Annotated in this window: 30 protein-coding genes; 15 read left to right on the top strand and 15 right to left on the bottom strand. The window is 60.2% G+C overall.

Annotated features, from left to right (window positions below; genetic code table 11):
* Window positions 1-104 precede the first annotated feature (104 nt).
* The 6 genes from KUL77_RS01950 to KUL77_RS01925 all read left to right on the top strand — a co-directional run bounded on the left by KUL77_RS01950 (window position 105) and on the right by KUL77_RS01925 (window position 5,327).
* Window positions 105-1,079 carry a hypothetical protein gene (locus KUL77_RS01950; protein WP_297142875.1) on the top strand — a complete coding sequence of 325 codons (975 nt, stop codon included), beginning with the start codon at window positions 105-107 and terminating at the stop codon, window positions 1,077-1,079.
* A 59-nt stretch (window positions 1,080-1,138) separates the two neighbouring features.
* Window positions 1,139-2,071 (top strand): SPFH domain-containing protein, encoded by a 933-nt coding sequence (locus KUL77_RS01945; RefSeq protein ID WP_297142872.1) that lies wholly within the window; start codon window positions 1,139-1,141, stop codon window positions 2,069-2,071.
* Window positions 2,072-2,074: 3 nt separating this feature from the next.
* The gene (locus KUL77_RS01940; RefSeq protein ID WP_297142870.1) at window positions 2,075-2,506 is read left to right on the top strand and encodes an NfeD family protein; all 432 of its coding nucleotides are present in this window, start codon (window positions 2,075-2,077) and stop codon (window positions 2,504-2,506) included.
* A 77-nt stretch (window positions 2,507-2,583) separates the two neighbouring features.
* Complete coding sequence (gene gcvT, locus KUL77_RS01935) at window positions 2,584-3,684, top strand: glycine cleavage system aminomethyltransferase GcvT (protein ID WP_297142867.1); 1,101 nt, start codon at window positions 2,584-2,586, stop codon at window positions 3,682-3,684.
* Window positions 3,685-3,753: 69 nt separating this feature from the next.
* Complete coding sequence (gene gcvH / locus KUL77_RS01930) at window positions 3,754-4,149, top strand: glycine cleavage system protein GcvH (protein ID WP_297142865.1); 396 nt, start codon at window positions 3,754-3,756, stop codon at window positions 4,147-4,149.
* Window positions 4,150-4,856: 707 nt separating this feature from the next.
* Window positions 4,857-5,327 (top strand): histone H1-like repetitive region-containing protein, encoded by a 471-nt coding sequence (locus KUL77_RS01925; protein WP_297142864.1) that lies wholly within the window; start codon window positions 4,857-4,859, stop codon window positions 5,325-5,327.
* 63 nt (window positions 5,328-5,390) lie between these two features.
* On the opposite strand, the gene KUL77_RS01920 is transcribed toward KUL77_RS01925, so the two are convergent.
* Window positions 5,391-6,740 (bottom strand): serine hydrolase domain-containing protein, encoded by a 1,350-nt coding sequence (locus KUL77_RS01920; protein ID WP_297142860.1) that lies wholly within the window; start codon window positions 6,738-6,740, stop codon window positions 5,391-5,393.
* A gap of 82 nt (window positions 6,741-6,822) precedes the next feature.
* Between KUL77_RS01920 and KUL77_RS01915 the strand changes: the two genes are divergently transcribed.
* On the top strand, window positions 6,823-7,419 hold the full coding sequence (locus KUL77_RS01915; protein ID WP_297142858.1) for a LemA family protein: 597 nt from the start codon (window positions 6,823-6,825) through the stop codon (window positions 7,417-7,419).
* Between the two features lie 8 nt (window positions 7,420-7,427).
* On the top strand, window positions 7,428-9,317 hold the full coding sequence (locus KUL77_RS01910; protein WP_297142855.1) for a M48 family metallopeptidase: 1,890 nt from the start codon (window positions 7,428-7,430) through the stop codon (window positions 9,315-9,317).
* Between the two features lie 24 nt (window positions 9,318-9,341).
* On the opposite strand, the gene rlmM is transcribed toward KUL77_RS01910, so the two are convergent.
* Genes rlmM through KUL77_RS01895 form a run of 3 tightly spaced genes read right to left on the bottom strand, consistent with a single transcriptional unit; the run spans window position 9,342 to window position 12,705 of the window.
* Window positions 9,342-10,394 (bottom strand): 23S rRNA (cytidine(2498)-2'-O)-methyltransferase RlmM, encoded by a 1,053-nt coding sequence (rlmM, locus tag KUL77_RS01905; RefSeq protein WP_297142888.1) that lies wholly within the window; start codon window positions 10,392-10,394, stop codon window positions 9,342-9,344.
* Entirely contained in the window at window positions 10,390-10,953 is a 564-nt protein-coding gene (locus KUL77_RS01900) for a nucleoside deaminase (RefSeq protein ID WP_297142853.1), read from the bottom strand. Before KUL77_RS01900 ends, rlmM begins: the two co-directional genes overlap by 5 nt.
* 9 nt (window positions 10,954-10,962) lie before the next feature.
* Window positions 10,963-12,705, bottom strand: a complete 1,743-nt coding sequence (locus tag KUL77_RS01895) for a glutamine--tRNA ligase/YqeY domain fusion protein (RefSeq protein ID WP_297142851.1) — start codon at window positions 12,703-12,705, stop codon at window positions 10,963-10,965.
* 111 nt (window positions 12,706-12,816) lie between these two features.
* Here KUL77_RS01895 and KUL77_RS01890 point away from each other — a divergent pair, with 111 nt between their 5' ends.
* A complete protein-coding gene (locus KUL77_RS01890) occupies window positions 12,817-13,086 on the top strand; it encodes a DUF2007 domain-containing protein (RefSeq protein WP_297142848.1) in 270 nt (89 codons plus the stop codon).
* On the top strand, window positions 13,083-14,000 hold the full coding sequence (locus KUL77_RS01885; protein WP_297142846.1) for a DMT family transporter: 918 nt from the start codon (window positions 13,083-13,085) through the stop codon (window positions 13,998-14,000). Before KUL77_RS01890 ends, KUL77_RS01885 begins: the two co-directional genes overlap by 4 nt.
* Here KUL77_RS01885 and KUL77_RS01880 read toward each other — a convergent pair whose 3' ends face one another.
* The 4 genes from KUL77_RS01880 to ahpC form a co-directional block, all read right to left on the bottom strand.
* On the bottom strand, window positions 14,001-14,648 hold the full coding sequence (locus tag KUL77_RS01880; protein WP_297142843.1) for a hypothetical protein: 648 nt from the start codon (window positions 14,646-14,648) through the stop codon (window positions 14,001-14,003).
* Between the two features lie 8 nt (window positions 14,649-14,656).
* Window positions 14,657-15,568: a DNA-binding transcriptional regulator OxyR gene (oxyR, locus tag KUL77_RS01875; protein WP_297142841.1), complete on the bottom strand. Its 912-nt coding sequence runs from the start codon at window positions 15,566-15,568 to the stop codon at window positions 14,657-14,659.
* Window positions 15,565-17,142, bottom strand: a complete 1,578-nt coding sequence (gene ahpF / locus KUL77_RS01870; protein ID WP_297142837.1) for an alkyl hydroperoxide reductase subunit F — start codon at window positions 17,140-17,142, stop codon at window positions 15,565-15,567. Before ahpF ends, oxyR begins: the two co-directional genes overlap by 4 nt.
* 150 nt (window positions 17,143-17,292) lie before the next feature.
* Complete coding sequence (gene ahpC / locus KUL77_RS01865) at window positions 17,293-17,856, bottom strand: alkyl hydroperoxide reductase subunit C (RefSeq protein WP_297142834.1); 564 nt, start codon at window positions 17,854-17,856, stop codon at window positions 17,293-17,295.
* A 144-nt stretch (window positions 17,857-18,000) separates the two neighbouring features.
* On the opposite strand from ahpC, the gene prmC reads away from it, so the two are divergent.
* Together prmC and pip are read left to right on the top strand one after the other, a co-directional pair.
* Window positions 18,001-18,831 carry a peptide chain release factor N(5)-glutamine methyltransferase gene (prmC, locus tag KUL77_RS01860; RefSeq protein ID WP_297142831.1) on the top strand — a complete coding sequence of 277 codons (831 nt, stop codon included), beginning with the start codon at window positions 18,001-18,003 and terminating at the stop codon, window positions 18,829-18,831.
* Window positions 18,832-18,872: 41 nt separating this feature from the next.
* Window positions 18,873-19,817 (top strand): prolyl aminopeptidase, encoded by a 945-nt coding sequence (gene pip, locus KUL77_RS01855; RefSeq protein WP_297142828.1) that lies wholly within the window; start codon window positions 18,873-18,875, stop codon window positions 19,815-19,817.
* A 10-nt stretch (window positions 19,818-19,827) separates the two neighbouring features.
* Here the strand turns inward: pip and KUL77_RS01850 are convergent, their stop codons facing one another.
* The 3 genes from KUL77_RS01850 to KUL77_RS01840 are packed head-to-tail and all read right to left on the bottom strand — an operon-like array spanning window position 19,828 to window position 21,835.
* The gene (locus KUL77_RS01850) at window positions 19,828-20,370 is read right to left on the bottom strand and encodes an NUDIX hydrolase (protein WP_297142825.1); all 543 of its coding nucleotides are present in this window, start codon (window positions 20,368-20,370) and stop codon (window positions 19,828-19,830) included.
* Window positions 20,367-21,260, bottom strand: a complete 894-nt coding sequence (locus tag KUL77_RS01845; protein WP_297142822.1) for a 5'-3' exonuclease H3TH domain-containing protein — start codon at window positions 21,258-21,260, stop codon at window positions 20,367-20,369. The genes KUL77_RS01850 and KUL77_RS01845 overlap by 4 nt, the downstream gene beginning before the upstream one ends.
* Window positions 21,261-21,265: 5 nt before the next feature.
* Window positions 21,266-21,835 (bottom strand): nitroreductase, encoded by a 570-nt coding sequence (locus KUL77_RS01840; protein WP_297142820.1) that lies wholly within the window; start codon window positions 21,833-21,835, stop codon window positions 21,266-21,268.
* A gap of 81 nt (window positions 21,836-21,916) precedes the next feature.
* Here KUL77_RS01840 and KUL77_RS01835 point away from each other — a divergent pair, with 81 nt between their 5' ends.
* On the top strand, window positions 21,917-23,011 hold the full coding sequence (locus KUL77_RS01835; RefSeq protein ID WP_297142884.1) for an NAD(P) transhydrogenase subunit alpha: 1,095 nt from the start codon (window positions 21,917-21,919) through the stop codon (window positions 23,009-23,011).
* On the opposite strand, the gene KUL77_RS01830 is transcribed toward KUL77_RS01835, so the two are convergent.
* Genes KUL77_RS01830 through KUL77_RS01820 form a run of 3 tightly spaced genes read right to left on the bottom strand, consistent with a single transcriptional unit; the run spans window position 23,012 to window position 24,411 of the window.
* Window positions 23,012-23,452, bottom strand: a complete 441-nt coding sequence (locus tag KUL77_RS01830; RefSeq protein ID WP_297142818.1) for a DUF3106 domain-containing protein — start codon at window positions 23,450-23,452, stop codon at window positions 23,012-23,014.
* Window positions 23,453-23,455: 3 nt separating this feature from the next.
* Entirely contained in the window at window positions 23,456-23,857 is a 402-nt protein-coding gene (locus KUL77_RS01825; RefSeq protein ID WP_297142815.1) for a hypothetical protein, read from the bottom strand.
* On the bottom strand, window positions 23,854-24,411 hold the full coding sequence (locus KUL77_RS01820; RefSeq protein ID WP_297142813.1) for an RNA polymerase sigma factor: 558 nt from the start codon (window positions 24,409-24,411) through the stop codon (window positions 23,854-23,856). The genes KUL77_RS01825 and KUL77_RS01820 overlap by 4 nt, the downstream gene beginning before the upstream one ends.
* Window positions 24,412-24,576: 165 nt before the next feature.
* Here KUL77_RS01820 and KUL77_RS01815 point away from each other — a divergent pair, with 165 nt between their 5' ends.
* Window positions 24,577-24,873, top strand: a complete 297-nt coding sequence (locus KUL77_RS01815) for an NAD(P) transhydrogenase subunit alpha (protein WP_297142811.1) — start codon at window positions 24,577-24,579, stop codon at window positions 24,871-24,873.
* Window positions 24,870-26,261 carry an NAD(P)(+) transhydrogenase (Re/Si-specific) subunit beta gene (locus KUL77_RS01810; protein ID WP_297142808.1) on the top strand — a complete coding sequence of 464 codons (1,392 nt, stop codon included), beginning with the start codon at window positions 24,870-24,872 and terminating at the stop codon, window positions 26,259-26,261. Before KUL77_RS01815 ends, KUL77_RS01810 begins: the two co-directional genes overlap by 4 nt.
* Here KUL77_RS01810 and KUL77_RS01805 read toward each other — a convergent pair.
* Complete coding sequence (locus KUL77_RS01805; RefSeq protein WP_297142805.1) at window positions 26,227-26,664, bottom strand: hypothetical protein; 438 nt, start codon at window positions 26,662-26,664, stop codon at window positions 26,227-26,229. The genes KUL77_RS01810 and KUL77_RS01805 overlap by 35 nt on opposite strands.
* Between the last annotated feature and the right edge of the window lie 73 nt (window positions 26,665-26,737).

Here is a 26,737-nt window from a genome sequence, read left to right as displayed (position 1 = left end):
TCTAATAGCGCTACGTTAGATCGCTATACCGGCGCAGGGCGCACGCTGTCGGCATCGCTTGCGTGGTCGTGGTAATGCTTACTTATTTGAATCAAGGGGTTTTTATGTCGCACCGCTTTGCTCGTCGTTTTTCTCTGCGTTGGTCGCCGCTGTTGGCGGCACTCGCGCTGGCCTGTTCTCCGCTGGTGGCCACCGCCCAGCATGCAGGGCATGACCACATGCAGCATGCAGCCGAGAGCCCGGCGAAAAACATAGGGAAAGATAAGTTCGGCGTGCTGGTGATGGCCCACGGCGGCATTCCGCAATGGGAGAAAGAAGTCACCGAAACCCTCGCTCCACTGCGCAGCCAATACCCGATGGAGATTGCCTTCGGGATGGCCGACGCTGTGAGCTTGCAGCAAGGTGTGGCGGCACTGGAAGCGCAAGGTGTGGAAAAAATTGGCGTGGTGCGCTTATTCATCAGCGGTGAAAGCTGGTATGACCGCACGCTGCAAATTCTCGGCGTAGAGCCGGGTGCCCCGGTACGACCGCCGCAGGACCCGCATGCAGGCCACGGCGAACACGCGGGCCACAGCATGGAGTTTTGGAAGATCACCAGCAAGGCAAAGTTCAAAATGAGCCATGACGGCCTGCTGGATTCACCGGAAATGGGTGAAGTGCTGGCGGCGCGCGCGCGTGAGCTCAGCAAGGCCCCGAAAAAAGAAGATGTGCTGATCTTGGCGCATGGCCCTGGGGACGATGCAGAAAATGCACGCTGGTTGGAAAAAATGGGGGAGCGCGCCGCCACGGTGCAGAAGTCGCAGCCGTTCCGCCGCGTGCAGGTGATGACGCTGCGCGAAGACTGGCCGGAAAAGCGCGAAGCAGCAACACGCGCCGTGCGCGACTATGTGCAGCGTGCAGTGAACGAAGGCGGCACCGCGATTGTGATCCCGTACCGAGTGCAGGGCTTTGGCCCCTATGCCAAAACACTCGATGGTCTAACGTATGTGTCTGACAGTAAGGGGCTGACGCCGCACCCGCAGGTGGCCGCGTGGGTGCAGCGTGAGGCAGACGTGCTGCGTACCGAACTTAAGGACTAATGAAGTCGTGTGATAACGGCCCTATACTCTGCCTCATCTGAAAAGGGAGCAATGCAGATATGGGGCCGTTTCTTGCACTAATCATTTTATTTGCAGGCGTTGTCCTGCTGTTCAAAACCGTTCGCATGGTGCCGCAGGGCTACGAGTGGACGGTAGAGCGCTTTGGTCGTTACACCCATACCATGGGGCCGGGCCTGCACTTCCTAATGCCAGTGGTGTACGGGGTGGGGCGCAAGATCAATATGATGGAACAGGTGATGGACGTGCCCAGCCAGGACGTCATCACCAAAGACAACGCCGTGGTGAAAGTCGATGGCGTGGTCTATTTCCAAGTGCTCGATGCGGCTAAGGCGGCGTACGAAGTGGCGCAGCTGGAGATCGCCATTCTCAATTTGGTGATGACCAATATCCGTACCGCGATTGGCTCGATGGATCTGGACGAGTCGCTGTCCAAGCGCGATGAGATCAACACCAAGGTGCTGCATGCGGTGGATGAAGCGACCCATCCGTGGGGGATCAAGGTCAACCGCATTGAGCTGAAAGACATTCAGCCGCCGCGTGATCTGGTGGATTCCATGGCGCGGCAGATGAAAGCCGAGCGCGAGAAGCGCGCCAACATCCTTGAAGCGGAAGGCCTGCGGCAGGCGCAGATTCTGCGCGCCGAAGGTGAAAAGCAGTCGGCGATCTTGTCGGCCGAAGGCCAGCGCGAAGCCGCCTTCCGCGAAGCAGAGGCGCGTGAGCGTTTGGCCGAAGCCGAAGCCAAAGCTACAGAAATGGTGTCGAACGCGATTTCCAGCGGCAATGTGCAAGCGATCAACTACTTCATTGCACAAAAATACATCGAAGCGTTCAAGTCGCTGGCCGAGGCGCCGAATCAGAAGTTTGTGATGATGCCGATGGAGTCGTCGGGCATTATTGGCTCGATCGCCGGTATCGCGGACCTCGCGAAAGAAGCGTTAGAGCAAAAAACCATTCAGAAGACAAAGGGCTAAGGCATGCGCTGGGACGTATTCGCATGGGCGGCGCTCGCGCTGCTGCTGTTCGCGGCGGAAGCCATGGCTCCTGGCGCGTTCATGCTGTGGCTAGGCTTTGCGGCAGCGGCAGTATTTTTGGCGGTGCTGCTGGTGCCGGGCATTCCGCTACTGGCGCAGGTGGGGGCCTTCGTGGTGCTCAGCTTCGTGTCGATTTATATCTACCGCCGCTGGTTTCGTAAATGCGAACGCCCCAGCGATCAGCCCGCGCTCAACCGCCGCACGGCCGCACTGGTGGGGCGCGTGGTGACGCTGCACAGCGCTATTGTAGAGGGCCGGGGACGGGTGCAGATCGCTGACGCCTATTGGGATGTATCCGGCCCAGACCTGCCTGAGGGGGCGCAGGTGCGTGTCGTTGGCGGCGACGCCATGACCTTGCAGGTGGAACCGGTTTAGTCCAATTTTTGTCCATACCAGCGCGCAGGGCGGTTTCCTTTGGGATAATACGTCTCCCCACGAAGCAGGATGTTGTAATGACGCAGAAAACCGTTCTCAATGAAACCCACCGCGCGCTGGGCGCGAAGATGGTGGACTTTGGCGGCTGGGACATGCCCATCCACTACGGCTCGCAGATCGACGAGCACCATCAGGTACGTCGTGACGTGGGCATGTTCGATGTCAGCCACATGACTGTGGTCGATCTGAACGGCGCACGCGTGCGCGAGTTCCTGCGCTACCTTGTTGCCAATAACGTGGACAAGCTGCAGAAAACCGGTAAGGCGCTGTACACCTGCATGCTCAACCCGCAGGGCGGTGTCATTGACGATCTCATCATCTACTTCATGGATGAGTCGTGGTTCCGTCTTGTGGTCAATGCCGCGACTCGCGATAAAGACCTCGCGTGGATCAGCGAGCAGGCCAAGGCGTTTGATGTAAACGTACAAGAACGCCCCGAATTCGGCATGGTGGCGGTGCAGGGGCCGAACGCGCGCGACAAAGTGCTGGGCTTGCTGCGTGAGGACGACCGCGCTCCGGTTTCGAAGCTGGCGCGTTTCTCGGCGCGCGCGGCCACCACGCAAGAGGGTGTGGAAGTGTTTGTGGCGCGCACCGGCTATACCGGCGAAGACGGGTTTGAGGTGATCGTGCCGGAAGCACAGACGGTAGCGTTCTGGAACGCACTGCTGGCGGTGGGCGTGAAGCCTGCAGGCCTTGGCGCACGCGATACGCTGCGCCTCGAAGCGGGCATGAATTTGTACGGTCAGGATATGGATGAAACCGTGTCTCCGTACGAGGCTGCGCTGGGCTGGACAGTCTCGCTGGACGACGGCCGCGACTTCATCGGCCGCGCCGTGTTGGAAGCGCAGAAGGCTGCCGGAACGGCGCGCCAGATGATCGCGCTGGTGATGGACGAAAAAGGCGTGCTGCGCCACGGCCAGAAGGTGCTCACAGCCAATGGCGAGGGTGAAATCCTCTCTGGTACTTTCTCGCCCACCATCGGCAAAGCAATCGCGTTTGCGCGTATTCCTGCTGGTGAGCCAAGCAATGTCCGCGTGGATATTCGCGGCAAAGAGGTGCCGGTGCGTGTGGTGAAGTTCCCCTTCGTGCGCGACAACACCATTCAACCGGGCATCTGAGCGTTTTTCCTCCGCATCGACTAGACTTTTGCATCCCCCCAACGTGACAGCGTAACTGGAGCCATTTCAATGAGCGAAATCCCCGGCGATCTTAAATTCCAAAAATCCCATGAGTGGGTGCGTATTGAAGGCGGCGGCAAAGCCACCGTCGGTATTTCCGACCACGCCCAAGGCCTGCTAGGCGACTTGGTGTATGTCGAGCTGCCGAACGTTGGCGACACCGTTGAAGCGGGTAATGCCTGTGCCGTCGTTGAGTCGGTGAAGGCGGCGTCTGACGTGTACGCACCGATCAGCGGCAAGGTGATTGAGGTCAATGAATCGCTGGCCGACAAACCTGAAACCATCAACGAAGATGCTTACGGCGATGGCTGGCTGTTTGTGATCGAAGTGGCCGACGCGGATCAGGTGAACGAACTGCTGGGCCCGGATGATTACGCCGAGTTGCTGGAAAACGACGAGCACTAAGCGCTCGCTGCACCGTGTTTCAAAAAACCCGCGATGGCAACGTCGCGGGTTTTTTGATGCGCGGAACTGTAAAAAAGTTCGCGCATTTCTTGCGCAAAAAGAGTTGTGCAGCGCGAAACTGAAAAAAAATTTTCGTACGCAGATAAAAAGTTTTTTCATGCGTCGCGTTGTTGAGAGTGTCGTGCCTGCATCGCGTGGCAGAGCATTTGCAGGGCAGTAATTTTTTCTGCAAGGCGCATTGCTGCTTGCTTTTAGCGGGTGTTATGCGAATCGTTCGCAGTGCTGCTTGATGCAGCGTGATGGTGTTTCTTGCGCGTGGTGCGGCGCGTGATCGCGGGTGTGGATGCGCGAATAAAAAAAACTTTGCGCAAGGTTGTTGACACTTGAAAAAAGCGTGATTACGTTTCGCCAAGCAGACATTTCCTGCGGAAGCAAGTGATCACATACAGCACAACGATCGAATGCAAGACGCATGACACCACCGAACGTCGGTGGGTATCGGGTCTTCGTCACCGTCGCGAATGGGGTTATGCGTTTCAGGGAGTGTCCATGAGTGGAGCCTGTGGCGTTTCGCGCTGCAGGTTTTTTCATGAGCAAAGATCCGCACCGGCGCGCGTGGCGCGCCGACGGTCGATCGCAGGTCCGATACCTGCGGCGTTTTTTGAAACTGGGTTTTACCGATTTCCCCATTGACGAGGAGCCATACCATGGCCGTGAAGAAAGCTGCAAAGAAAGCCGTTGCCAAAAAGCCGGCAGCGAAGAAAGCCGTTGCAAAAAAACCTGCTGCTAAGAAAGCCGTAGCGAAGAAGCCAGCGGCGAAGAAAGCCGTTGCCAAAAAGCCTGCTGCTAAGAAGGCTGTGAAGAAGGTTGTAGCGAAGAAGGCTGTGGCCAAGAAGCCAGCAGCGAAGAAGGCTGTTGCGAAGAAGGCTGTGGCCAAGAAGCCAGCGGCGAAGAAAGCTGCTGCTAAAAAGGTTGTAGCCAAGAAGGCTGTTGCCAAGAAGCCAGCGGCGAAGAAAGCTGCTGCTAAAAAGGTTGTAGCCAAGAAGCCAGCAGCGAAGAAGGCAGTTGCCAAGAAGCCTGCTGCGAAGAAGGCTGCGGCGAAAAAGTCGGCCGCCAAGAAAGCTAAGCCTGCTCCTGCAGCGCAAATGCCGGCGACTGAGCCGACTGCAAGCATCTAAGTATTTGTTGCACGTCAAAACCCTTCCCGTTGCCCAGGCGGGAGGGGTTTCTTTTATGCGCAATTAGGGCGGCGAAGCCTTTGCCGCTGCGGCGCTGGTGCCCGCATTAGAAGGCTGGTGCCCTGCATATAACACGGCCGACGTCGTCAGCGTTTTGTCGTCTAGCCACTGGCCTGCGGGTAGGTTGAAGGCCGCATCCAAAATGGTGGGCAGTAGGCCGCTAGGGAGCGGGCTTTCGCTGTTCCACAGCACCACTAGGCCGAAGTCTTGTTCGGGAACAAGCGCCATCATGCCGCGATAGCCCTGCACCGCGCCGCCGTGGAACACGACCTTATGCCCTGCATATTCGTAATCGCGCCAGCCGATGGCATAGCCTGCCGAATTAAGGCGCGTGCGCCGCCATTCGGAGCTACGGGTTTCTGTTGGCGTGCTCACTATTTGGGTGTGTAGTGTTTCCAGCAGGGGGGCTGGGAGGACATCGGGGCGATGCCCCGCGTGCGCGATCAGCCACTGCGCCATGTCGCTGATGCTGGCGTTAACGCCTGCTGCAGGGGCTACTCGGTAATAGCTGGGCTTGGGTGTCAGCGATACCCAGCCGCCGCGTCCACGCACATGCGGCTTGGCCCAGCGTGCACTGGCTTCTAATCCTTCCAAACCATAACTGGCATCGTTCATACCTAAAGGCTTGAAGATGCGGCTGGCCACACTTTCACTATAAAAACGGCCGGTGGTGGCGAAGACAATGTCGCCGATCAGGCTGAAGGCAACGTTCTGGTAGGCGTAGCAGTCACCCGGTGCGCAGGTCATCGGTGCGTCTGCAATACGCAGGGTGAGGTCGTGATAGTTGGCGTTGGCTTCGAGGTCGCGATCAAATGCGTTACGTGTGAGGCCAGTGCGGTGGCTAAGGATATCGGCCACGGTCACCTGCTGCGCCGCATCGGGGCGCGACATGCGAAACTCTGGAACGTAGTCAGTCAGGTGGCTGTCCCAGCGCAGCACGCCATCGTTGACCAAGATGCCGGTCATCGTGCCTGCAAATGATTTTGACAGCGACGCCAAACGGAACACGGTGTGTGCGTCTACTGGCTGCGGGTTGTGCGTGTCGGTAATGCCGTAGCCGCGCGCGCTGAGTACTTTGCCGTCTTTCACAATGGCCATCGCAAGGCCGGGAATACGCCCGCCGTCCACCAGCGCTTCGGCGATGGATTCAAAGCGTGCGATATCCAGCGTGGGCGTACTTACGCCCGCGACGTTTTCAACCAAAGGCTCAGGAAGTGCGTTGGCAGTGGCGGCTGGGCGTTGAATAGCGCCGCGCCAGTGGCCCGTGTCTTGGGTGACAGAGCCTGCTGCCAATGGCAGGAGTGAGGCGATAATGCCTGCGAGTAAGGCGCGCCGAACAGGCTGGTCTTTCATCGGCGGAACCCTCTGCGTATGCTGCTGTGACTGTTTGATTCTAACGTCAGTTTTCGGTTTTGCATGAATAGGGAGAGCTTTGATGTTTAGTCTTTTGATTTTTCTTGCAATTATTGCGGCGGCCGCGCTGTGGGTCATGGGTATCTACAATGGCTTGGTGGTGTCGCGGAATAGCTATAACAACGCGTTTGCTCAGATTGACGTGCAGCTACAGCGCCGTTTTGATCTCATCCCAAACCTTGTTGAAGTGGCCAAGCAGTACATGGCGCACGAACGCGAGACTTTAGAAGCGGTGATCGCGGCGCGCTCGGCAGCGCAAACAGGGCTGAGTGCAGCCAAGGCGAACCCCGGAGACCCCAACGCCATGGCGCAGCTGGCCGCAGGACAGCGCGAGCTTAATAGTGGGTTGGGGCGTTTGCTTGCGGTAGCGGAGAGCTACCCCGAGCTGAAGGCCAACGAGACGATGATGCAGCTCACCGAAGAGCTCACCAGCACCGAGAACAAAGTGGCGTTCTCGCGGCAGGCGTATAACGACGCGGTGATGAGCTACAACAACAAGCGCGAAGTGTTTCCCAGCAATTTCTTTGCTGGGATATTCGGCTTTCTGCCGGCGAGCTTGCTTGAGATTCAGGCTGAAAAACAGGCGCAAGTGCGCGAAGCGCCGAAGGTGCAGTTCTAAGCTAACGCATGAATTTCTTCGAACATCAGGCTGCAGCACGGCGCACCTCGGTGCGGCTCGTACTGTTATTGATACTGGCCGTGCTGTGTATTGTGGCGGTGATCGGCTATGCGACGTGGCTAGTGGTGCCAACGTGGCGCGCGCTGGCCCTGACCTGCGGCGTGACGCTGGTGCTGATCGTGTTTGGCTCGCTGTATCGCATTGCCAGCCTTGCTGGGGGCGGGGAGGTCGTGGCGCGGCAGATGGGCGGAACGTTTGTGCCCGCGGACACAACAGATGCTTCGTTGCGGCGGCTGCGCAATATCGCAGAAGAAATGGCGATTGCCTCTGGCGTGCCGGTACCCAAACTTTTTGTGATGGAAAATGAGGCGGGGATCAATGCGTTTGCCGCAGGCTTCACGCCTTCGGATGCGGCGGTAGCGGTGACGCGCGGTGCGTTGGATCGGTTGAACCGCGATGAGCTACAAGGCGTGATCGCGCACGAGTTCAGCCATATTCTCAACGGTGACACGCGTCTGAACATTCGCCTGATTGGCGTGCTGTTCGGTGTTTTGATGATTGGGTTGATCGGCCGGAAGGTATTTGAATATGGGCGCTTTGGCCGCAGCCGCGACGGCAAAGGCGCTGGCGTGCTGTTGCTGGTGGCGCTGTTTGCTATGTTGCTGGGCTATGTGGGGCTGTTCTTCGGACGCATCATCAAAGCAGGTGTTAGCCGCTCACGCGAGCGTTTGGCCGATGCCAGCGCGGTGCAGTTCACCCGGCAAACGGCAGGGCTTGCCGGAGCGTTAAAGAAAATTGCGGGTGTGGAAGAAGGGGCGCAGTTGAATGACCGCGGCGATGCCGAAGAAGTCAGCCATATGTTGTTTGGCGATGGCATCGGGTTTTCTAAGTTGTTTGCCACCCATCCGCCGCTGCTCGAGCGCATTCAAGCCTTGGAGCCGGGGTTTCGCAGCGAGCAGCTGCAGCGTCTTTCCGCGCAGTGGTTAGCCCAGCCGCCCGATGGCATGCAAGAGGATGTGGCGCTTGGGCTAACGGATGCAAGTACAGCGCCGCTGCCCAGCGCGACGCAGCGCGTGCAGCTGCGCGCAAACAAAGTGTCTGTGCAGGTGGGCATGCCGGCGCAGGATGACTACCGACGCGCCGATGCCATTCTTGTGGCTATGCCAGATGCGCTACGCGATCTTGCGCGCAACCGCGAGACGGTGACGCCGCTGCTGCTTGCGCTGTTGCTAGGGGAAGATGACGCTCTGCAGGAAGCGCAGCAGGCGATGATGTTAGCCGCACTGGGGGAAGGTGTCGCCGATCACGCATTACGCATCCATCAGCAGCTGACCGCCGACCTGCACCCAGGGCTGCGCCTGCCACTGGCATCGCTTGCCTTCCCCGTGTTGCGGCAGCGGCCGCGCCCGCAGCTGGAGGCATTTATCCAGTTGACGCAGCAAATGATGCATGCCGATGGTGATGTCTCGTTATTTGAATACTGCTTCAGCAAGCTGCTGACCGTACAAGTGCGCGAAGCCTTGGATCCTTCGCGCTATGCCCGCTTTGGGCGGCGCAAGCTGGGCGGTGTGCGGCAGGAAATAGTCACCTTGCTCGCGGTGGTAGCGCAGCATGGCAATAGCAATGAGAAGGCCGCGCAGCGCGCCTATCTTGCAGGCATTGGCCGTGTATTGCAGCAGGACCACTGGCCATACGCGCCGCCTGCAGCAGGCGTGCTGGCGTTGGAGCACGTGTGGGAAGCACTCGACGCACTGGATCCACTGGCGAAGCAGATTGTGGTGGAAGCGGTGGCCGAGGCGGTGAGTAGCGACGGGGCGGTGAGTGTGGAAGAAAGTGAATTGCTGCGCACGATTTGTGCGGTGCTGCATTGCCCGCTGCCGGTGGTGCTCGATCAATAATGCTGAGTTTGGTGACGCCTACCCTTATGGTGCTTTAAGTGGGGTAATGAACACGGTGATTTCTTCGCGGTCATGGTAGAGCTGCTTGGCGCGGATGGTCAGCGGCTTGTCCGCCTGCTGCGCGAACAGGTCCAGGCAAAGCTGGGTTTCCTGCCAGCGTTTTTTCATCGGTAGCTTGAGATTGAAGATCGCATGGCGACACCAGCCCTCGCGCAGCCAGCTGGCCATGCGTTCGGCCACGCGGCGCGGCTGTTCCACCATGTCGCAGACCATCCAATCCAGCGGATGCGGAGGCTGCCATGCAAAACCATCGGCGCGCAGGTGCGTGACCATTCCGGTATCTAAAACATGCTGACGCAAGGGGCCGTTATCCACCGAGGTCACGCGTAGGCGGTTGCGGGTGAGCACCCATGTCCAGCCGCCGGGTGCAGCGCCGAGGTCGGCGGCCACCATGCCTTCTTTGAGGAGGTTTTGCCGCTCGTCATTGCTCAGCAGAACAAGCAGCGCTTCTTCCAGCTTGAGCGCCGAACGTGAGGGCGCGTCTTTGTGCATTTTTAAGCGTGGAATACCCAGCGGCCACGGCGCGCTGTCGGCGGGGTGGCTGCTGGCCAGAAAAGCGTGGTCACCTTCTACCAAAAAAACGTGCAGGCGCGGGAAGCGCGTGCTGTCTTGCGATGTCAACAGATTGGCTTTGCGTAGTGCCGGGCGCAACGCGTTGCCGAGACTGCGCGCCAGCCCGGCCAGTGGTTTACCCGCATCGCTATCGGGGTATTCCATCACCAGTTCACCGAAGCGCGGCTGGCCTTGTAGCGCTTCGAGCATGGGCGCGATGCGGTCGCTGGGGTTCAGACCTCGCAGTTCGGCAAGCAGGCGTAGTTTTTGCCGCGCAAAGATCAGGTGCGAAAACGGGATGGCACGGCTCAGTGCATCGGCGTCGTCGCAGATAAAGGTGACATAGCCGCTGTCGCGCTCAGTGCGCGCATAGCCCGCAAACCCAGCTTGCGCGGCGCGGTCGGTGAGTTCGCCCGCGAGCTCGGGTTCAAAGCCTTGGCGGCAGTAAGCAAGCAGGCCGTTAATAATTTGGCCCGCCGAGTTCGCCATAGGCTTTGAGCACGGCGCAGGCGGCGTCGCGTTCAACATCGCGCACCACTTCAATGCCGCGCTTATTGAGTTCACCCACCCAGTCGGCAGGCAGGGGGCCTTCGTCGAACGGGGTGAGTGCTTCTACGTCTTCGCTGCGCGCGCCGATCAGTAAGCGGTCAATTCCGGCCCACATGGTGGCGCCATAGCATTGGCAGCAAGGTTGGGCCGAGGTGGCTAGGGTCACCGGGCCGCCGAGTTCGTTGAGGCGGAATTGCTGCAGGCGCTGCTGCGCCAGCATATAGGCCATGGTTTCGGCGTGCGCCAGCGAACAGCTTTGCCGCACCACGCGGTTTACGCCCACAGCGATCAGTTGGTGCTGTGCGCTGAACACGGCGGCACCAAACGGGCCACCACTTTTGCGTTCGACATTGTGTTTAGACAGCTCAACAGCAAACGCTACTTTGGCCGCGTCGGTGGAGAAATCACGGCCGCTGACGTCGAGCTCTAATACCCAAATCGGCAGCGTGATATGTAACTGGGCGGGCAGGGGCATTGGCATGGTTTAGGCCTTCTGTGTCCAAGTGTCGCGTAGGGTGACGCTGCGGTTGAACACCGGCGCATTCGCCTTGTGGTCGTAACGATCAGCCACGAAATAGCCAAGGCGCTCGAACTGGTAGCTTTGCTCCGGCGCGGCCTGCGCGGCGGCGGGCTCCACATAGCCGGTGACCACTTTGCGCGAATCAGGATTCAAATAGTCAACGTAGCTCTTGCCGCCTTCGTCATTATCCGGATCGGCAACGATGAAGAGACGGTCGTACAGGCGCACTTCGGCGGCCACCGCATGCTTGGCGCTGACCCAGTGGATGGTGCCCTTCACTTTGCGGTTTGCGCCTTCCATACCGGGGCGCGATTCAAGGTCGAGCGTGCAGCGCAGCTCTACCACGCGGCCATCGGCGTCTTTGATGGCCTCGTCGCAGCGCATGATGCCTGCACCGCGCAGGCGCACATCGCCGCCTAAGGTGAGGCGCTTGAAGCCCTTCGGCGGCACTTCTTCAAAATCTTCGCGTTCGATCCATAGCTCGCGTGCAAATGGGATGCTGCGCTCGCCCTGTGACTCATCTTTGGGATGGTTGGAAAACTTCAACGTTTCTTCGTGCGCGGGGTCAAGGTTGGTGAGTACCACTTTGAGTGGGTCAATCACCGCCATGCGGCGCGGTGCATGCGCGTCGAGGTCATCGCGCAGGGCGCCTTCCAAAATGGAAATGTCCAGCAGCGAGTTCTGCTTGCTGATACCCACGCGTTCCACCATCAGCTTTAGGCCCGAGGCGGTGTAGCCACGGCGACGGATACCTTGCAGGGTGGGCATGCGCGGATCGTCCCAGCCGTCCACCAGTTTGTCGGTGACAAGCGCCATCAGCTTGCGCTTGCTCATCACCAGGTAATTGAAGTTGAGGCGCGAGAATTCGATCTGGCGCGGCTTGGCGGCTTCCTTCGGCAGGCCTTTTGCAAGCAGCGGTTCTAGCAGGTCGGGGTTGCCCGCAAGATCAACGTTATCCACGCACCAGTCGTACAGTGGACGGTGATCTTCGAACTCCAAGGTGCACAGCGAATGGGTGATGCCTTCGATCGCATCGCCCAACGCGTGGGCCATGTCGTACATCGGGTAAATCGGCCATTCGTTGCCAGTGTTTTGATGCTCGACGTGCTTGATCCGGTACAGCGCCGGGTCACGCAGGTTCATATTGCCGCTGGCCATGTCGATCTTGGCGCGCAGGGTGCGCGCACCATCGGGGAATTCACCGGCGCGCATGCGGCGGAATAGATCGAGGTTTTCTTCCACACTGCGCTCGCGGTAGGGCGAGTTGCGGCCGGGTTCGGTGAGCGTGCCGCGGTAACTGCGCACTTCTTCTTGGCTTAAGTCGCAGACAAATGCCTTGCCGTCGCGAATGAGTTTTTCGCAGGCAAGGTAATACACGCCGAAGTAATCGGAGGCGTGGCGCAGGCTGTTCCACTGAAAGCCTAGCCATTGCACATCGTCTTGAATGGCGCGCACATATTCGGGATCTTCGCGTGCGGGGTTGGTGTCATCCAAACGTAGATTGCACACACCGCCAAATTCGGCGGCAACGCCAAAGTCGAGGCAGATGGCTTTGGCATGGCCGATATGCAGGTAGCCGTTCGGCTCCGGCGGAAAGCGCGTTTTGATCGCGCTGTGTTTACCGGAGGCAAGGTCATCGCGCACGATCTGGCGGATGAAATCGGTGCGAACGGGGGCGTCGGTGCTGGAATCAGGAGTCTGGGACACGGTAACAAGCGGTTCTTGGATAGCCTTATAGTTTAGACGCTTCACCCTTTGGTTGCTGAAGTTCACGATACGCAGCGGGCGGGCTGTTAACCTAGCCTGCTAGGAGAGCCTATGCGCAACGTGTACGACGCCCAAAATTTGATCGATGCGCATTTGGTGAAGCAGGCGCTCGAGGCTGCAGGTATTCCGGCCTTTGTGCGTGGCGAGGCACTGACTGGCGGCATTGGAGAATTGGGCATATTTGGCCTAGTAGGGGTGATGGTGCCGGATCTTGCATGGCCGCAGGCGCGTGAAATTGTAGAAGCACTGCATCTCGGTGGCGCGGATGAAGCCGCGTCCGAGACATACGGGGATGATATTTCGGGCGCGCAGCCGGTATGAGCCACGCACCTACGCAAAAGGCCGCCAGCCTAGAGCTGTTGGCCGGGGCGGCAATCATCGGCAGCAACGGACTCATGGTGCGCATGGCCGAGATGCCGCCAACCGCTGTGGCGTTTTGGCGAATGTTGCTTGCGGGGTTGATGCTCGCCGTGCTGGTGAGTGTACGCCACGGTTGGCAGCGCTTTTCCGGCAAGACATGGCTGTGGTTGCTGGTGCCCATGGCCGCGTTCTCGGTGGATTTATGGATGTGGCACAAAAGCATTCTATTAGTTGGCCCGGGGCTATCCACCCTGTTGGCCAACGCGCAGGTGTTCTTTATGGCGATTGCAGGCGTTTTGTTGTTTGGTGAACGCTTGAGTGGGCGCTTTTTGCTCGGCGTGCTGTTGGCCTTTCTGGGGTTGTGGCTGCTGCTGGGTGAAGACTGGGGCGGGTTGCCGAAGCAGTATCGTTGGGGCGTGTGGCTAGGGCTGGCAGCAGGCCTGATGTACGCCACTTATAACGTGGGGATTAAACGCTCCCAGGCCTTGGCTGGAGAGGGGCGCGCACGGGTGCCAGTGGAGCAGGTGCTGTGTTTTGCCGCATTTGGTAGTGCGTTAGGCCTTGGGCTTTTGGGCTGGGCAGAAGGTGAAGTGTTTACCCCGCCGTCGTTGCATGCGTGGGGGATCTTGCTGGCGCTGGCCGCGTTTGGGCACTGCCTAAGCTGGGTGCTGATCTCGCGTTCGATGGTGGTGCTCCCCGTCGCACTCACCGGCTTGCTGCTGCTGGCTCAGCCCATCGTGGCCTACCTGCTGGATGTGCTGGTGCTGCAGATTCAAATTCCACCACGCCAGTGGCTGGGGTTGGCGGTGAGTCTGGCCGGTATTTTTGTGGCCGGGATGCGCACACGACAAGAGCGCGTGGCGCAGGAAGCGTAACTATTCGCGGGTAATCGCGCAGGTATAAATCAGCTCGCAGGCGCCGTCGCCGCTATCGGTGCGCGAGAGTGAGCTAACCCAGTGCCAGCCGTTGTCGCGGTCGATACGCACCAGCCAGCCGTCGATGAGCACACGGTCGCCGGACTTTACCGAATCAAGTGCACGCGCAACATCCGGTGTGGCCGGAATGATGTGCATATTGCTGGCGCTGCGCACGATTTCATCAACAGGGATAGGGGGTGTGTGTTGCCAGCGGTAATAGAAAAACCGCCCGCCTTGGGTAATGCTGAGTTTGTCTAATACTGCGTCTTCGCGCATGCGGCCCCAGCCAAGGGCAAGATCGACGGGGGAAAACTTAGCCCCTGCGTCGGCGTAATAATTTTCTCGGCGCAGAACGCGTGCGTCCACGCTAAAGCCTGCAAGTGGCGTGAGCTTGGCACCGTCTATCGACGGCAGATTGAGCGATGCGGGCGCTTGGGTTTGAAGTGGAACCTCGCCGCGGGATACCCGCGGCGGTAGCGGGCAGGCGGCGTTCGCCAGCAGTGCACGGGTTTCTGGCGAAATATTTGCACCGGGCGGATGCGCCAGCCACCATGCCAGAGCTAAGCAGGCAACGATAATGAGCATAAGCGTGCTGCGGCTGGGCATGGCGAACTCTAGGCGGCGGCAGACTCCAATTGTGCCTGCGCTTGTGTGCTGATGGTATCGGCCAGCTGCTTGAGAAAGGCGTTCATCGCCGAGGATTTGCGCCAGACCAAAGCGATCTTGCGGCTGGGTGTGGGGGCGGCGAAGGTCACCAGCTGTACACCTGTGGGCTGCGGGATGGATGGGTGCACTGCCAGCTGCGGGAGCAAGGTGACGCCCACGCCTGCGGCCACCATTTGTCGCAGGGTTTCCAAACTGGTGGCGCGGAAACCGGATTTTTCCTGTGCGCCGGACAAACGGCACACGTCGAGTGCTTGGTCACGCAGGCAATGGCCGTCTTCTAGCAGCAGCAAGGTTTCATCGCTGAGATCGCGCGTGCTCAAATGCGGCTGGTGCGCCAGCGGGTGCTGGCTGGGCGCAGCGAGCAGGAAGGGTTCTTCAAAGAGCAGCTCGGCGTGCAGTTGCTCGTCGTGAACGGGAAGTGCCAGCAAGGCGGCGTCGATTTTGCCTTCGCGCAAACGTTGCAGCAGCACGTCGCTTTTTTCTTCCACCAACAAAAGTTCGAGCTTGGGAAATTGCTCGCGCAGCTGCGGTACAACGTGTGGCAATAGATACGGCGCAAGTGTGGGGAATGCGCCCAGACGCAGCGTGCCAGAGGCGGGGTCTTGGCTGCGGCGTGCGGCTTCTTTTAGCTCGTCCACTTCGGCCACGATGCGCCGTGCGCGCTGCACCACGTCTTGTCCCGCTGCTGTGAGCATTACTTTGCGCGGCGCACGCTCAAACAGCGCAACGCCCAGCTCTTCCTCCAGTTTCATGATCTGGGTGGAGAGCGTGGGCTGGCTGACGAAACAGGCCTCGGCGGCCTTGCCGAAGTGACGCAGATCGGCAAGGGTGACGAGGTATTTCAGGTCGCGCAGGTTCATGCGGCTTTGGCTTCAGCGGGGGCCGAGTGGCGGATTAGATGATCGAAGGCCGAAAGTGCCGCGGTAGAACCTGCGCCCATCGAAATCACGATCTGCTTATACGCTTGGGTGGTGGCGTCGCCTGCGGCAAATACGCCGGGTAGGCTGGTTTGGCCGCGTGCGTCGATCACGATTTCACCGCGTGGGGTGAGCTCAATCGCGCCCTTCAGCCATTCGGTATTGGGCATTAGGCCAATTTGCACGAACACACCGGCAAGGTCCACTGCGTGCGCTTGGCCGCTTTCACGGTCGGTGTAGTGCAGGGCCGAGAGCTTGTTACCATCACCCGCCATTTCGGTGGTTTGCGCGTTCACGTGCACATCGACATTGGGCAGGCTGCGCAGCTTGCGCTGCAGTACGTCGTCGGCGCGGAGTTTGCTGTCAAATTCCAATACCGTGACATGCTCGACGATGCCGGCAAGGTCAATTGCGGCTTCCACGCCGGAGTTGCCGCCACCAATCACTGCCACCTTCTTACCCTTGAACAGTGGGCCGTCACAGTGCGGGCAAAAGGCTACGCCTTTGTTGCGGTGCTCGTTCTCGCCGGGTACGCCGGTGGTGCGCCAGCGTGCGCCGGGGGCGAGGATCACGGTTTTGGCCTGCAGTGTTGCGCCGCTTTCTAATTCCACGCCAGCGAAACCACCTGCTTGCGGCGCGCCGTGCAGCGCCTTGGCGCGTTGGTTGGTGATGATGTCCACGCCGTAGCCGCGCACCTGTGCTTCCATTGCCGCAGCCAGTTTCGGGCCTTCGGTGTATTCAATGGAAGGCATATTCTCAATCGACATCGTGTCTTGTACTTGGCCGCCAAAACGCTCGGCCACAAGCCCCGTGCGGATGCCTTTGCGCGCGGCATACACCGCCGCCGCCGCGCCCGCCGGGCCACCGCCAACGATCAATACCTCGTAGGGCTCACGCTCTTTGAGCGCTTCCGCTGCACGTGCCGCAGCGCCGGTATCGAGCTTGGCAAGAATCTGCTCTACGCTCATGCGGCCGCCGTCGAACTCGGCACCATTCAAATACACGGTGGGCACCGACATGATCTGCTTGGCTTCCACCTCGGCTTGGAACAGCGCGCCGTCGATGGCGATATGGCGAATGCGCGGGTTCAGTACGCTCATCATATTCAGCGCTTGCACGGTGTCCGGGCAGCTCTGGCAATGCAGCGACATATAGGTTTCAAATTGGAAGTCGCCATCGAGTGCGCGCACATGGTTGGCCAGCGCTTCGTCGATCTTCATCGGGTGGCCGCCCACGTGCAGCAGGGCCAGCACTAAGGATGTGAACTCGTGCCCCAGCGGAACTCCGGCAAATGCAACCGCTACATCGCTACCGGCGCGGCGAATTTCGAATGAAGGCTTGCGTGCGGAGTCGCCGTTTTTACGGCTGATCTTTGGCGACAGCGCGGCGATTTCGCCCAGCAGCTCGTCGAGTTCGCGCGCGGTGTCGGAATCATCCAGCGAGGCAATGAGTTCGATGGGTTGCTGCAGTTTTTCCAAATAGGCAGACAGCTGGGTTTTCAGGGGGGCATCCAACATGGTTGTCTCCGGTATTCAAAAATTAAGGCTGCAAGACACCTGTCCGCAGCAAGGCAGATGGGTCTTGACGAGAAAGGGTTGCGTAAAAACGGCGGCGTGCACCGGCTTTATGCAACCCTCTCCAAACGCTGGAGAGGGTGCAGGAAACGCTTAGATCTTGCCGACCAAGTCCAGCGACGGGGCGATGGTCTTGGCGCCTTCCTTCCACTTCGCCGGGCACACTTCGCCGCTGTGGCTAGCCACGTACTGGGCGGCTTGCAGCTTGCGCACGGTTTCGGCAACGTCACGCGCAATCGCGTTGTCGTGCACTTCCATGGTCTTGATCACGCCTTCCGGGTTGATCACGAAGGTGCCGCGCAGCGCCAAACCTTCTTCCGGGATATGCACGCCGAAGGCGTTGGTGAGCTGGTGGGTTGGGTCGCCGATCAGCGGGAACTTGGCCTTGCCCACCGCCGGGCTGGTTTCGTGCCACACCTTGTGGCTGAAATGGGTGTCGGTGGTGACGATATAGACCTCGGCACCCGCCTTCTGGAACTCGGCGTAATGCTCGGCGGCGTCTTCAATTTCAGTGGGGCAGTTGAAGGTGAAGGCGGCGGGCATGAAGATCAGTACCGACCAATGGCCCTTCAGGCTGGCGTCGGTCACTTCGATGAACTGGCCGTTATGGAAAGCATTGGCCTTAAACGGCTGGACTTGGGTGTTGATTAGGGACATGAACGTTCTCCGCTGTTGGGTGAGGGGTGAATCAAACTGTGCGGCTAGATTAGGCAATGCCTATTGATATTTCAAATTGATTATAAGCATTCTATCGATAGATTTTGTGAATCACTATTCAGTGTGATGCGGTATCCTATGCCGATGACTGAACCCATCACCGTGAGCCAATTGCTCTTCACAGCGCGTGCAACGATCGACGCCGCCGATGCCGATATCCTGCTGGCGCATGCGTTAGGCCGCACGCGCAGTTGGCTGTTTGCGCATGCAGCCGATGCCGTGACGCCTGCCGACGCGGCGCGGTTTACTGACCTATTGCAGCGCCGCTGCGCAGGTGAGCCAGTGGCCTATCTCACGGGAACGCGCGGGTTTTGGACGCTGGAGCTTGCAGTGAACTCTGCCACTTTGGTGCCGCGCCCAGAGACCGAGCTTTTGGTCGAACAGGCGCTGGCACGTTTGCCGGAAGGCGCTGCGCTGCGTATTGCCGACCTTGGCACCGGCAGCGGCGCGATTGCGCTGGCGCTTGCTAAAGAACGCCCGCAGGCACACGTGATCGCCACCGATGCGAGCGCTGAAGCATTGGAGGTGGCGCGCAGTAACGCGCAGTGCAATAGCATCAGTAATATTGAATTTCGCCATGGCGACTGGCTGCGCCCACTGCAGGGTGAGCGCTTTGACATGATCGCCAGCAACCCGCCCTATATCGCCGAAGGTGACTCGCATTTAGGCCAAGGCGACCTGCGGTTTGAGCCCGCCTTGGCACTTTCTAGTGGCGCAGATGGGCTCGACGCCATCCGCATGATCGCCATCGCCGCGCCCGCGCACCTGCGCAGCGGCGGCTGGCTGCTGATCGAACACGGCTATGATCAAGGCCCTGCGGTGCGCACGTTACTACGCGATGCCGGGCTGTATAGCGTTAAAACCGTGCGCGATTTAGAACAGCGCGACCGCCTCACCTTGGGTGCCAAACCCTAAGCCCACGATCACCCCATCTATCGATAAGAAGGACGCCAGATATGCGCACGCTCTATCCTGAAATTACGCCCTACGAAACGGGCACGCTCAAGGTGGACGACCGCCACACCCTCTATTGGGAACAGTGCGGCAACCCCAACGGCAAGCCTGTTGTGCTGCTGCATGGTGGCCCCGGCGGTGGCTGCAGCGACAATATGCGCCGCTTCCACGACCCGGCCAAATACCGAATCATTCTGTTCGACCAGCGCGGCGCGGGCCGCAGCACGCCGCATGCAGACCTCACCAATAACACCACGTGGGATCTCGTGGCCGATATTGAAAAGCTGCGCGAGCATCTGGGCATTGCAACATGGCAGGTGTTTGGCGGCAGCTGGGGCTCGACCTTGGCGCTGGCCTACGCCGAAACCCACCCGCAACGCGTCACCGAGCTGGTGCTGCGCGGCATCTTCTTACTGCGCCGCTGGGAGCTGGAGTGGTTCTATCAGGAAGGCGCGTCGCGCCTGTTCCCGGATGCGTGGCAGCACTATGTCAACGCCATTCCAGAAGTGGAGCGCGGCGATTTAATCTCAGCCTTCCATCGCCGCCTCATCAGCGAAGATGCCGAAACGCGCCTCGCCGCCGCGCGCGCCTGGGCCATTTGGGAAGGCGGCACCAGCTATCTGAAGATTCCTGATAACTACACCGAAACCCACGGTGATGCCGAATTTGCGTTGGCGTTTGCACGAATCGAGAACCACTACTTCGTCAACGGTGGTTTCTTTGAAGTGGAAAGCCAATTGCTGCGCGACGCGCACAAGATCGCGCACATCCCCGGTGTAATCGTGCATGGCCGCTACGACGTGGTCTGCCCGGTACAAAGCGCGTTTGACTTGCACAAGCTTTGGCCGAAGGCCGAGCTCTTGGTCTCGCCCAATTCCGGCCATTCCATGTTTGAAGCCGAGAACACCGCCGCACTGGTGGAGGCCACGGATAAGTTTGCGGGTTAATGCCCGCAGCTTATTGGGCAGGGGAACCATCCGGGTTGTGGTCGATCATCCACAGCCCGGCCCAAAGTTTGAGGTCTAGCTCGTAGCCTTCGGCGTGTTTTTGCATTAACCATGCCGGGGCCTGCGTGCGCGGCACCGCATGGACGGTGATGTCCTCGCCATCTACGCCGCCGCCTTCGCCCACGCGGGTGAGCTTGCGTGCGCGCACGAAGGCGATGCGCTCGTTGCTCATGCCCGAGCTGGTAGGGCCGGTGAGCAGTACGTCCACCTGCTCAGCAGACCAGCCGGTTTCTTCAATCAACTCGCGCCGCGCGGCGCTGGCCAAGGTGTCTTCGGCATGGTCATCGCCCACGAGGCCTGCGGGCATTTCAATGGTGCGTGCACCCAGCGGCACGCGGAACTGTTCAACAAACAGCACATCGTCTTGCGGCGTTACGGCAATTACAATCACCGCCATGCCTTGGGCGTGGGTGCGCTCGCACGATTCCCAGTGGCCAATGCGCACCAGCCGTAGCCAGTGGCCCTCGTATAAGGTTTCTTTTGCTTCGCTCATGCGTCGATAGTAGCGGCTTCACGCAGGCGCTTGCGAGTGAGGGGGCCAAAGCCCACCCAGTCGGCGAGCGCGGAAAGCTCGGCCGCATCCCCCGTGCGGCGTGCAAAGCCACCATCTGGTAGCGGCGCGTCCGCGGCAACCGTAGTGAGCTTGCGCCACAGAAGTGCTTGTTCGCGCTGCTCGCGCAGGCGAGTGGCCAGTGTCGCGGCACCGCGCAAACGCAGATAAGGCACTTCGTCCACCCGCGCCAGCAGCGCATCGAGCGAGCCGAAATGCGCCAGCAGCACCGCCGCCGACTTCGGGCCAATACCGTTGACGCCGGGGATGTTGTCCACGGCATCGCCGGTAAGCGCTAGATAATCCGCGATCTGCGGCGCGTGCACGCCGTAGCGCGCCTTCACCCCAGACGCGCCCCAGCGCTCACGCCTGGCGTAGTCATACTGTTCGTCGTGTTCGCCCAATAGCTGCGAGAGGTCTTTATCGGCCGAGACAATGACGCTACGAAAGCCGTTGCCACGCGCGCGCTGCGCGGCGCTGCCAATCAAATCGTCGGCTTCAAAATCCGAATGGGCCAGTGTGGTGAGCCCCAGTGCCTGACAGAGCGCTTTGCACCATGCGAACTGGCGTCGCAGCTCCGGCGGGGCCGGGTCACGGTTGGCTTTATAGGCGGGATAGAGGGCGTTGCGAAAGCAGCTATCGAGCGCTTCATCGAATGCCACCGCGATATGCTGCGGGCGTTCTTGTTCTAGCAGGTCGAGCAAAAACCGCGCAAAGCCGTGCACCGCATTGGTGGGCCAGCCGTCGGCATCGTGAAATTCGTCGGGCATCGAATGCCAAGCGCGAAACACGTACAGCGATGCATCGACAAGATAGAGCGTTGCCTGCGTCATCGCGGTTATGGTGCCCAGTCTTGCAGCAGGGCGGCTACGTCGGGGCGCTCGCGCTCCGGGGCTTCCAGCGTGGGCGTGCCAACGGCAATGGTGCCGATTAGCTGTTCGTGCTCGGAAAGCCCAAGCGTGTGCTCAAGGAAGGGACGATCGTAAGCCAGCCAGCCAGTGAGCCACTGCGCAGCAAAGCCTTCGGCTTGCGCGGCTTGCAGCAGCTGGAAGGCGACGCAGGCCGCGCTGGAGAAGCGCTCGCTAACGGGAATCTTGCTGTCTTCGCCCAAAATCGCGACCACGGCCAAGGTGAGCGGTGGCGCGGTAAAGCGCGTGCGCAGTTTTTCTAGCACCGCTTCACCAGCCAGTGGATCAAGTTCCAGTTGGCGCGCCTGCGCCGCGTTTGCCAAGGCCTCGCGCGCGTCACCGGCAATGCGCAGCAGGCGAAACGGCACACGTTTACCGTGGTCGGGCACGCGCACGGCGGCTTCGAGCATGCGCTGCAGCTGCGTGGCATCGGGCCCCGGTGCGGCGAGCTGGCGGGTGGGGGTGGAGCGGCGAGAATGGAGCGTGGTCAGTGTCAGCATGATCAAAATTATGAGAGAACCCCTGCATGGTAGCCGCTGCATTGGGTAGGATGGATGAATATTGAAGCTGGGGAGCAGGCAATGGCGGTAACGGTTGGAGTGGTGCGGGAAACCGCAGTGGGCGAGCGCCGCGTCGCATTGACGCCGGAAACCTGCAAAAAATTGGTGGCGAAAGGCTGCGTGGTGCGCATCCAGCCGGGAATCGGCGCCGGGGCGTATTTTCCCGATGCGGCCTATACCGATGCTGGGGCGCAGCTAAGCGAAGACGCCGCCGCGCAGGCGGATGTGCTGCTGTGTGTGCAGCCACCAGAGACCGCAGTGATTACGGCGCTGAAGCAAGGTGCGGTGCTGGTGGGGAGCCTACACCCACAGGGCGATGCGGCGCGTGCCGAGGCCATTCAATCGCGCGGGATTACCGCATTTCCGTTAGAAAAATTGCCGCGCACCACGCGCGCGCAGGCGATGGATATTTTGAGTTCGCAGGCGGGCATGGCCGGCTATAAAGCGGTGCTGATCGCCGCGCAACTGGCGCCGCGCTTCTTTCCCATGCTCACCACCGCCGCTGGCACCATTCGGCCGTCTAAAGTGCTGATTGTGGGTGCGGGTGTGGCGGGGCTACAGGCCATCGCCACGGCCAAGCGCTTGGGGGCGGCGGTGGAAGGGTTTGACGTGCGCCCAGAAACGCGGGAGCAGATCGAATCGCTTGGCGGTAAGTTTTTAGACCTTGGCGTGAGTGCGGCGGGCGAGGGCGGCTATGCACGCCAGCTCACCGAAGACGAGCGCGCGCTGCAGCAGCAGCGTTTGGCCGATCACCTCAAAGGGATCGATGTGGTGGTCTGCACGGCAGCGGTACCTGGGCGGCCCGCACCAAAAATTATTTCCAGTGCGATGGTGGCGGGAATGAAGCCGGGCAGCGTGGTGGTGGATCTGGCCGCCGAAACCGGCGGCAATTGCGAGCTGACCCAGCCGGGGCAAACGGTGGACAGCAATGGTGTCACCGTGGCTGGGCCGCTGAACCTTGCGTCGATGGGTGCGCAGCACGCCAGCGAGATGTTTGCCCGCAACGTGTTCAACTTCATCAGCTTGTTGCTCAAAGACGGTGCGTTGGCATTTGACTGGGATGACGAGCTACTGGCCAAAACCGTGTGGCCAGAGCGCGCTGCGCCTGCGGCGTAATCAGTCGCGCTCGCGGCGCTCCGGTGCCGGGTGGGCTTTTGCCCACTCAGTGCGCTGCTGCGGGCTCATTTTTTGCCATTGCTCCATAAAGGCGCGGCGGGCGGGTTTGTCCATTTGACGGGTAGCATGGAACACGGCGCGCGCTTCATCGCGCTGCTGCGGGGTCATGTTTTCCCAGCGTTGCACGCCGCGGCGGGCATCGTCGCGCTTATCCGGCGGTAGCGACTTCCAGCGCTTGGCATAGTCCATGAAGCGCTCGCGATGGTGCGGCTCGTTATTCCAACGTTCGCGCACTGGGGCGATCAGTAGCTCGCGCTGTGCGGGGGTGAGTTGTTCCCAAGTAGGAAAGTTGGATTGAGCGGCTGCCGGGGCGGTTTGCGCCAGCGTGGCAAGCGGGGCGCAGGCAAGGGCAAACAGTAATGGGGCGATCATGCGGTTCATGGCTTACTCCATCGCAAGCTGCTGAACGTCAGGCGAGTTCAGCCATGCGTAAAAATCGGGGTCTTCTTCCAACATGGGCTTGCTGGCAGAACGCGGCACCGCATGTTGCTGCGGAGGCGCATTGGCGAAGGTGGGGCTCACCACCGCGGGGCTGGCTGGCGTGACTTCAGAAGAATGGAACTGCAGGCCAAGCGCGAGCGCGGCGGCCGCAGCAATGCCTGCAGCGGCAAAGCGCAGGCGATGGGCGGGTTTGACGCGATGCGTTTGACCACGCAGGGCCGCATGACGGCGCTGCGCGAGCTGAGCCTGCGTGCGCGGGGAAAGCTGCTGGAGCGACGCCTGATGGTGCGTGCGCAGTGCGGCATCAAATGCGGCGCTGGCCTGCTCTGTGGGGTGCGTGTTCATCGAAAATCCTCCAGCTGTTTCTGCAGCGCCTCGCGGGCGCGCGATAAATGTGTTTTTACCGAGCCTTCGCTGCAGCCCATCACCTTGGCGGTATCGGCCACGTCCAGCTCTTCCAGTACACGCAGCGTGAACGCTTCGCGCTGGCGCGTCGGGAGGTTGCGCAGGGCCGCGCTGATCTTGCTCCAAGCCTCACGGCTATCGTGGCTGCGCGAAGGATCGGGGCTGTCATCGGCCCAATCCACCGGTTCGCCGTCTTTATCGGTGCTGCCGGGGAGTAACCAGCGTAGCCGGAACAGGCTGCGCCGCTGCATATCGGTGATGCGGTTGCGCAAAATGCTCCAAAACAACGGGCTCCATTCTGAAGCGGGGTGTTCGCGGTAGGTCAGCATCTTGATCATCGCGTCTTGAACGGCGTCCAGCGCGTCCTCACGGTGGCGTAGGCCCAGTTCGGCAAAACGGAAGGCGCGTGGCTCGATCTCGCGCAGAAAGCCATCCAGCGTGGCTGCGGGCAGCAGCTCCGGTGGGGAGGCATCCTGATAGGCATCGTTCGTCACGGGCCCAAGCTTAGCGGGATCGACGAGCAGCATGCGACTCCATCGGCATTACGGGGCGGAATTGCCACGTTTGCAGATACAAACGCGCGAATGGATGATCGGTTGACATAGCGAATTGGTGCGCACCGTGTTTATGATGCAGCTAGGTCATTGGGGAGTGGCAACGTGGGTGATGGATTCGTAGCACTGTATATTTTTATGCTGGCGGCAATCGCTGGGCATGTGATCATCTCGCGGGTGCCGGTGATTTTGCACACTCCGCTGATGTCGGGTTCCAACTTCATTCACGGCATCGTGTTGATCGGCGCGATGGTGGTACTGGGTCATGCGCAAACGCCGCTAGAACAGGCCATCGGCTTTGTGGCCGTCTTTTTGGGCGCGGGTAACGCCGCCGGTGGCTATGTGGTCACCGAGCGCATGCTGGAGATGTTTAAGTCCAGCAAGAAGGAGGGTGGCAAGTGAGCGCCACGATCCTCATTTCGCTCAGTTATTTCATTGCGGCCACCCTATTGCTGGTGGGGCTGCAGCGCATGGCCAGCCCGAAAACCGCGCGCAGCGGTATTCAGTGGGCGGGCGTGGGTGTGCTGGTGGCCGTTATTGCCACGCTATTTTTACCGGGAATGGGCAACTTGCCGTTGATGCTGCTCGCCATCGTGTTAGGTGTGGCGGGGAACTGGTTTTGGGGCAAGAAGGTTCCTATTACCGATATGCCGCAGATGGTGGCGCTGTTCAACGGTATGGGCGGCGGTTCGGCGGCGGCAATTGGTGCGGTGGAGCTGCTGCGGTTTTCACAAGGCAGCGCTGAGGCGCCGGCCACGCTCACGCTGGCACTTGGTGTTATTGGCGCGCTGATCGGCGCGGTGTCGTTAACCGGGTCGGTTATCGCCTGGGCCAAGCTCGACGGGCGCATGGACAAGCGCTACACCTTCTCGGGCCAGCAGTATTTCAATGCGCTCATGGCGCTAGCGGCCGTGGCCTGTGGCGTGATGGCCATGCAAACGCTGGCGCTGCCGTGGATTTTAGCCTTCTTCGCGCTGTCACTGCTGTTGGGCATCCTGATGACCCTGCCCATCGGCGGCGCCGACATGCCGGTGGTGATCTCGCTGTACAACGCCTTCACCGGCCTTGCAGTGGCGTTTGAAGGTTATGTGCTGGGCAATGAAGCGCTGATTATCGCCGGCATGATGGTGGGCGCGGCGGGTATGCTGCTGACCCGGCTGATGGCCAAAGCCATGAACCGCAGCATCAAGAATGTGCTGTTCTCCAACTTTGGCGGTAGTTCGGCGGCGATGCAGGAAATCGGTGGTTCGATGAAGCCCATCGAAGCCGCAGACGTGGCCGCAATGATGGCTTACGCCGAGCGCGTGGTGATCGTGCCGGGCTACGGCATGGCGGTGGCGCAGGCGCAACACAAAATTTGGGAGCTGTGTCAGCGTTTGATCGAGCGCGGCGTGAAGGTGAAGTTCGCCATTCACCCGGTGGCTGGGCGCATGCCGGGGCATATGAACGTGTTGCTGGCCGAAGCGGGCGTGCCGTATGACCTGATTGCCGATATGGACGACATCAACCCCGAATTTGCGCAGACCGATGTCTCGCTGGTGATCGGTGCGAACGATGTGGTCAATCCGGTGGCCAAAACCGACCCGGCCAGCCCGATCTATGGCATGCCGATCCTCGATGTGGTCAATTCTAAGAACACCATCGTGATCAAGCGTGGCAAAGGCACAGGGTTTGCCGGGATCGAAAATGCGCTGTTCTACGCCGATAACACCCGCATGCTCTACGGCGACGGCGCAGAAATGGCCAGTGCGCTGGTTACTGAGCTGAAGGCGCTGGACGGCGGCCACTAAGCCCCGTCCAGATCACCAGCACAAAGCTAAGCCCATATAGCGCCGCATCCATATGGGATGTGGCCATACGAATGAGCAGCCAAGCGTAGTCTGCGCCAATTTTGAGCGCAGACTCCCACGGCCGCAGCCCCATTTCTTGGCCGATATGGCCGGCTGCGATCAAGACATTGGTGGCGATCAAGATCAGCGCCTGCGCCGCACCCGCCCAAATAGCGCGGCACACACCCTGCGGCCAACCGGAGAGGCGCTGCAGTAGCGCAATATCCGCGGCCCCCACCAGCGCCATCCACGCACACTGGCTATTGGTAAGCAGGGCCAGCAGCATCCACGCGGCGGCAAAGCCAGCGCTACCAAGCAGCAGCAGTGGAAGCGCATACCAGCGCGGTGCAAGTCCAAGAAGCATTCGGCGCAATCAACCCCAAAAAGATGCCAAAAGCATAGAGCAATTGACCAAGATCAGCCCAACTTGCGTCAGA

It is taken from the genome of Thermomonas sp. (genome assembly GCF_019104945.1).
Taxonomy (GTDB): Bacteria; Pseudomonadota; Gammaproteobacteria; order Xanthomonadales; family Xanthomonadaceae; genus Thermomonas.
The sequence above is the reverse complement of the archived record's forward strand: the minus strand, read 5'-3'. Positions and strand labels throughout refer to the sequence as shown.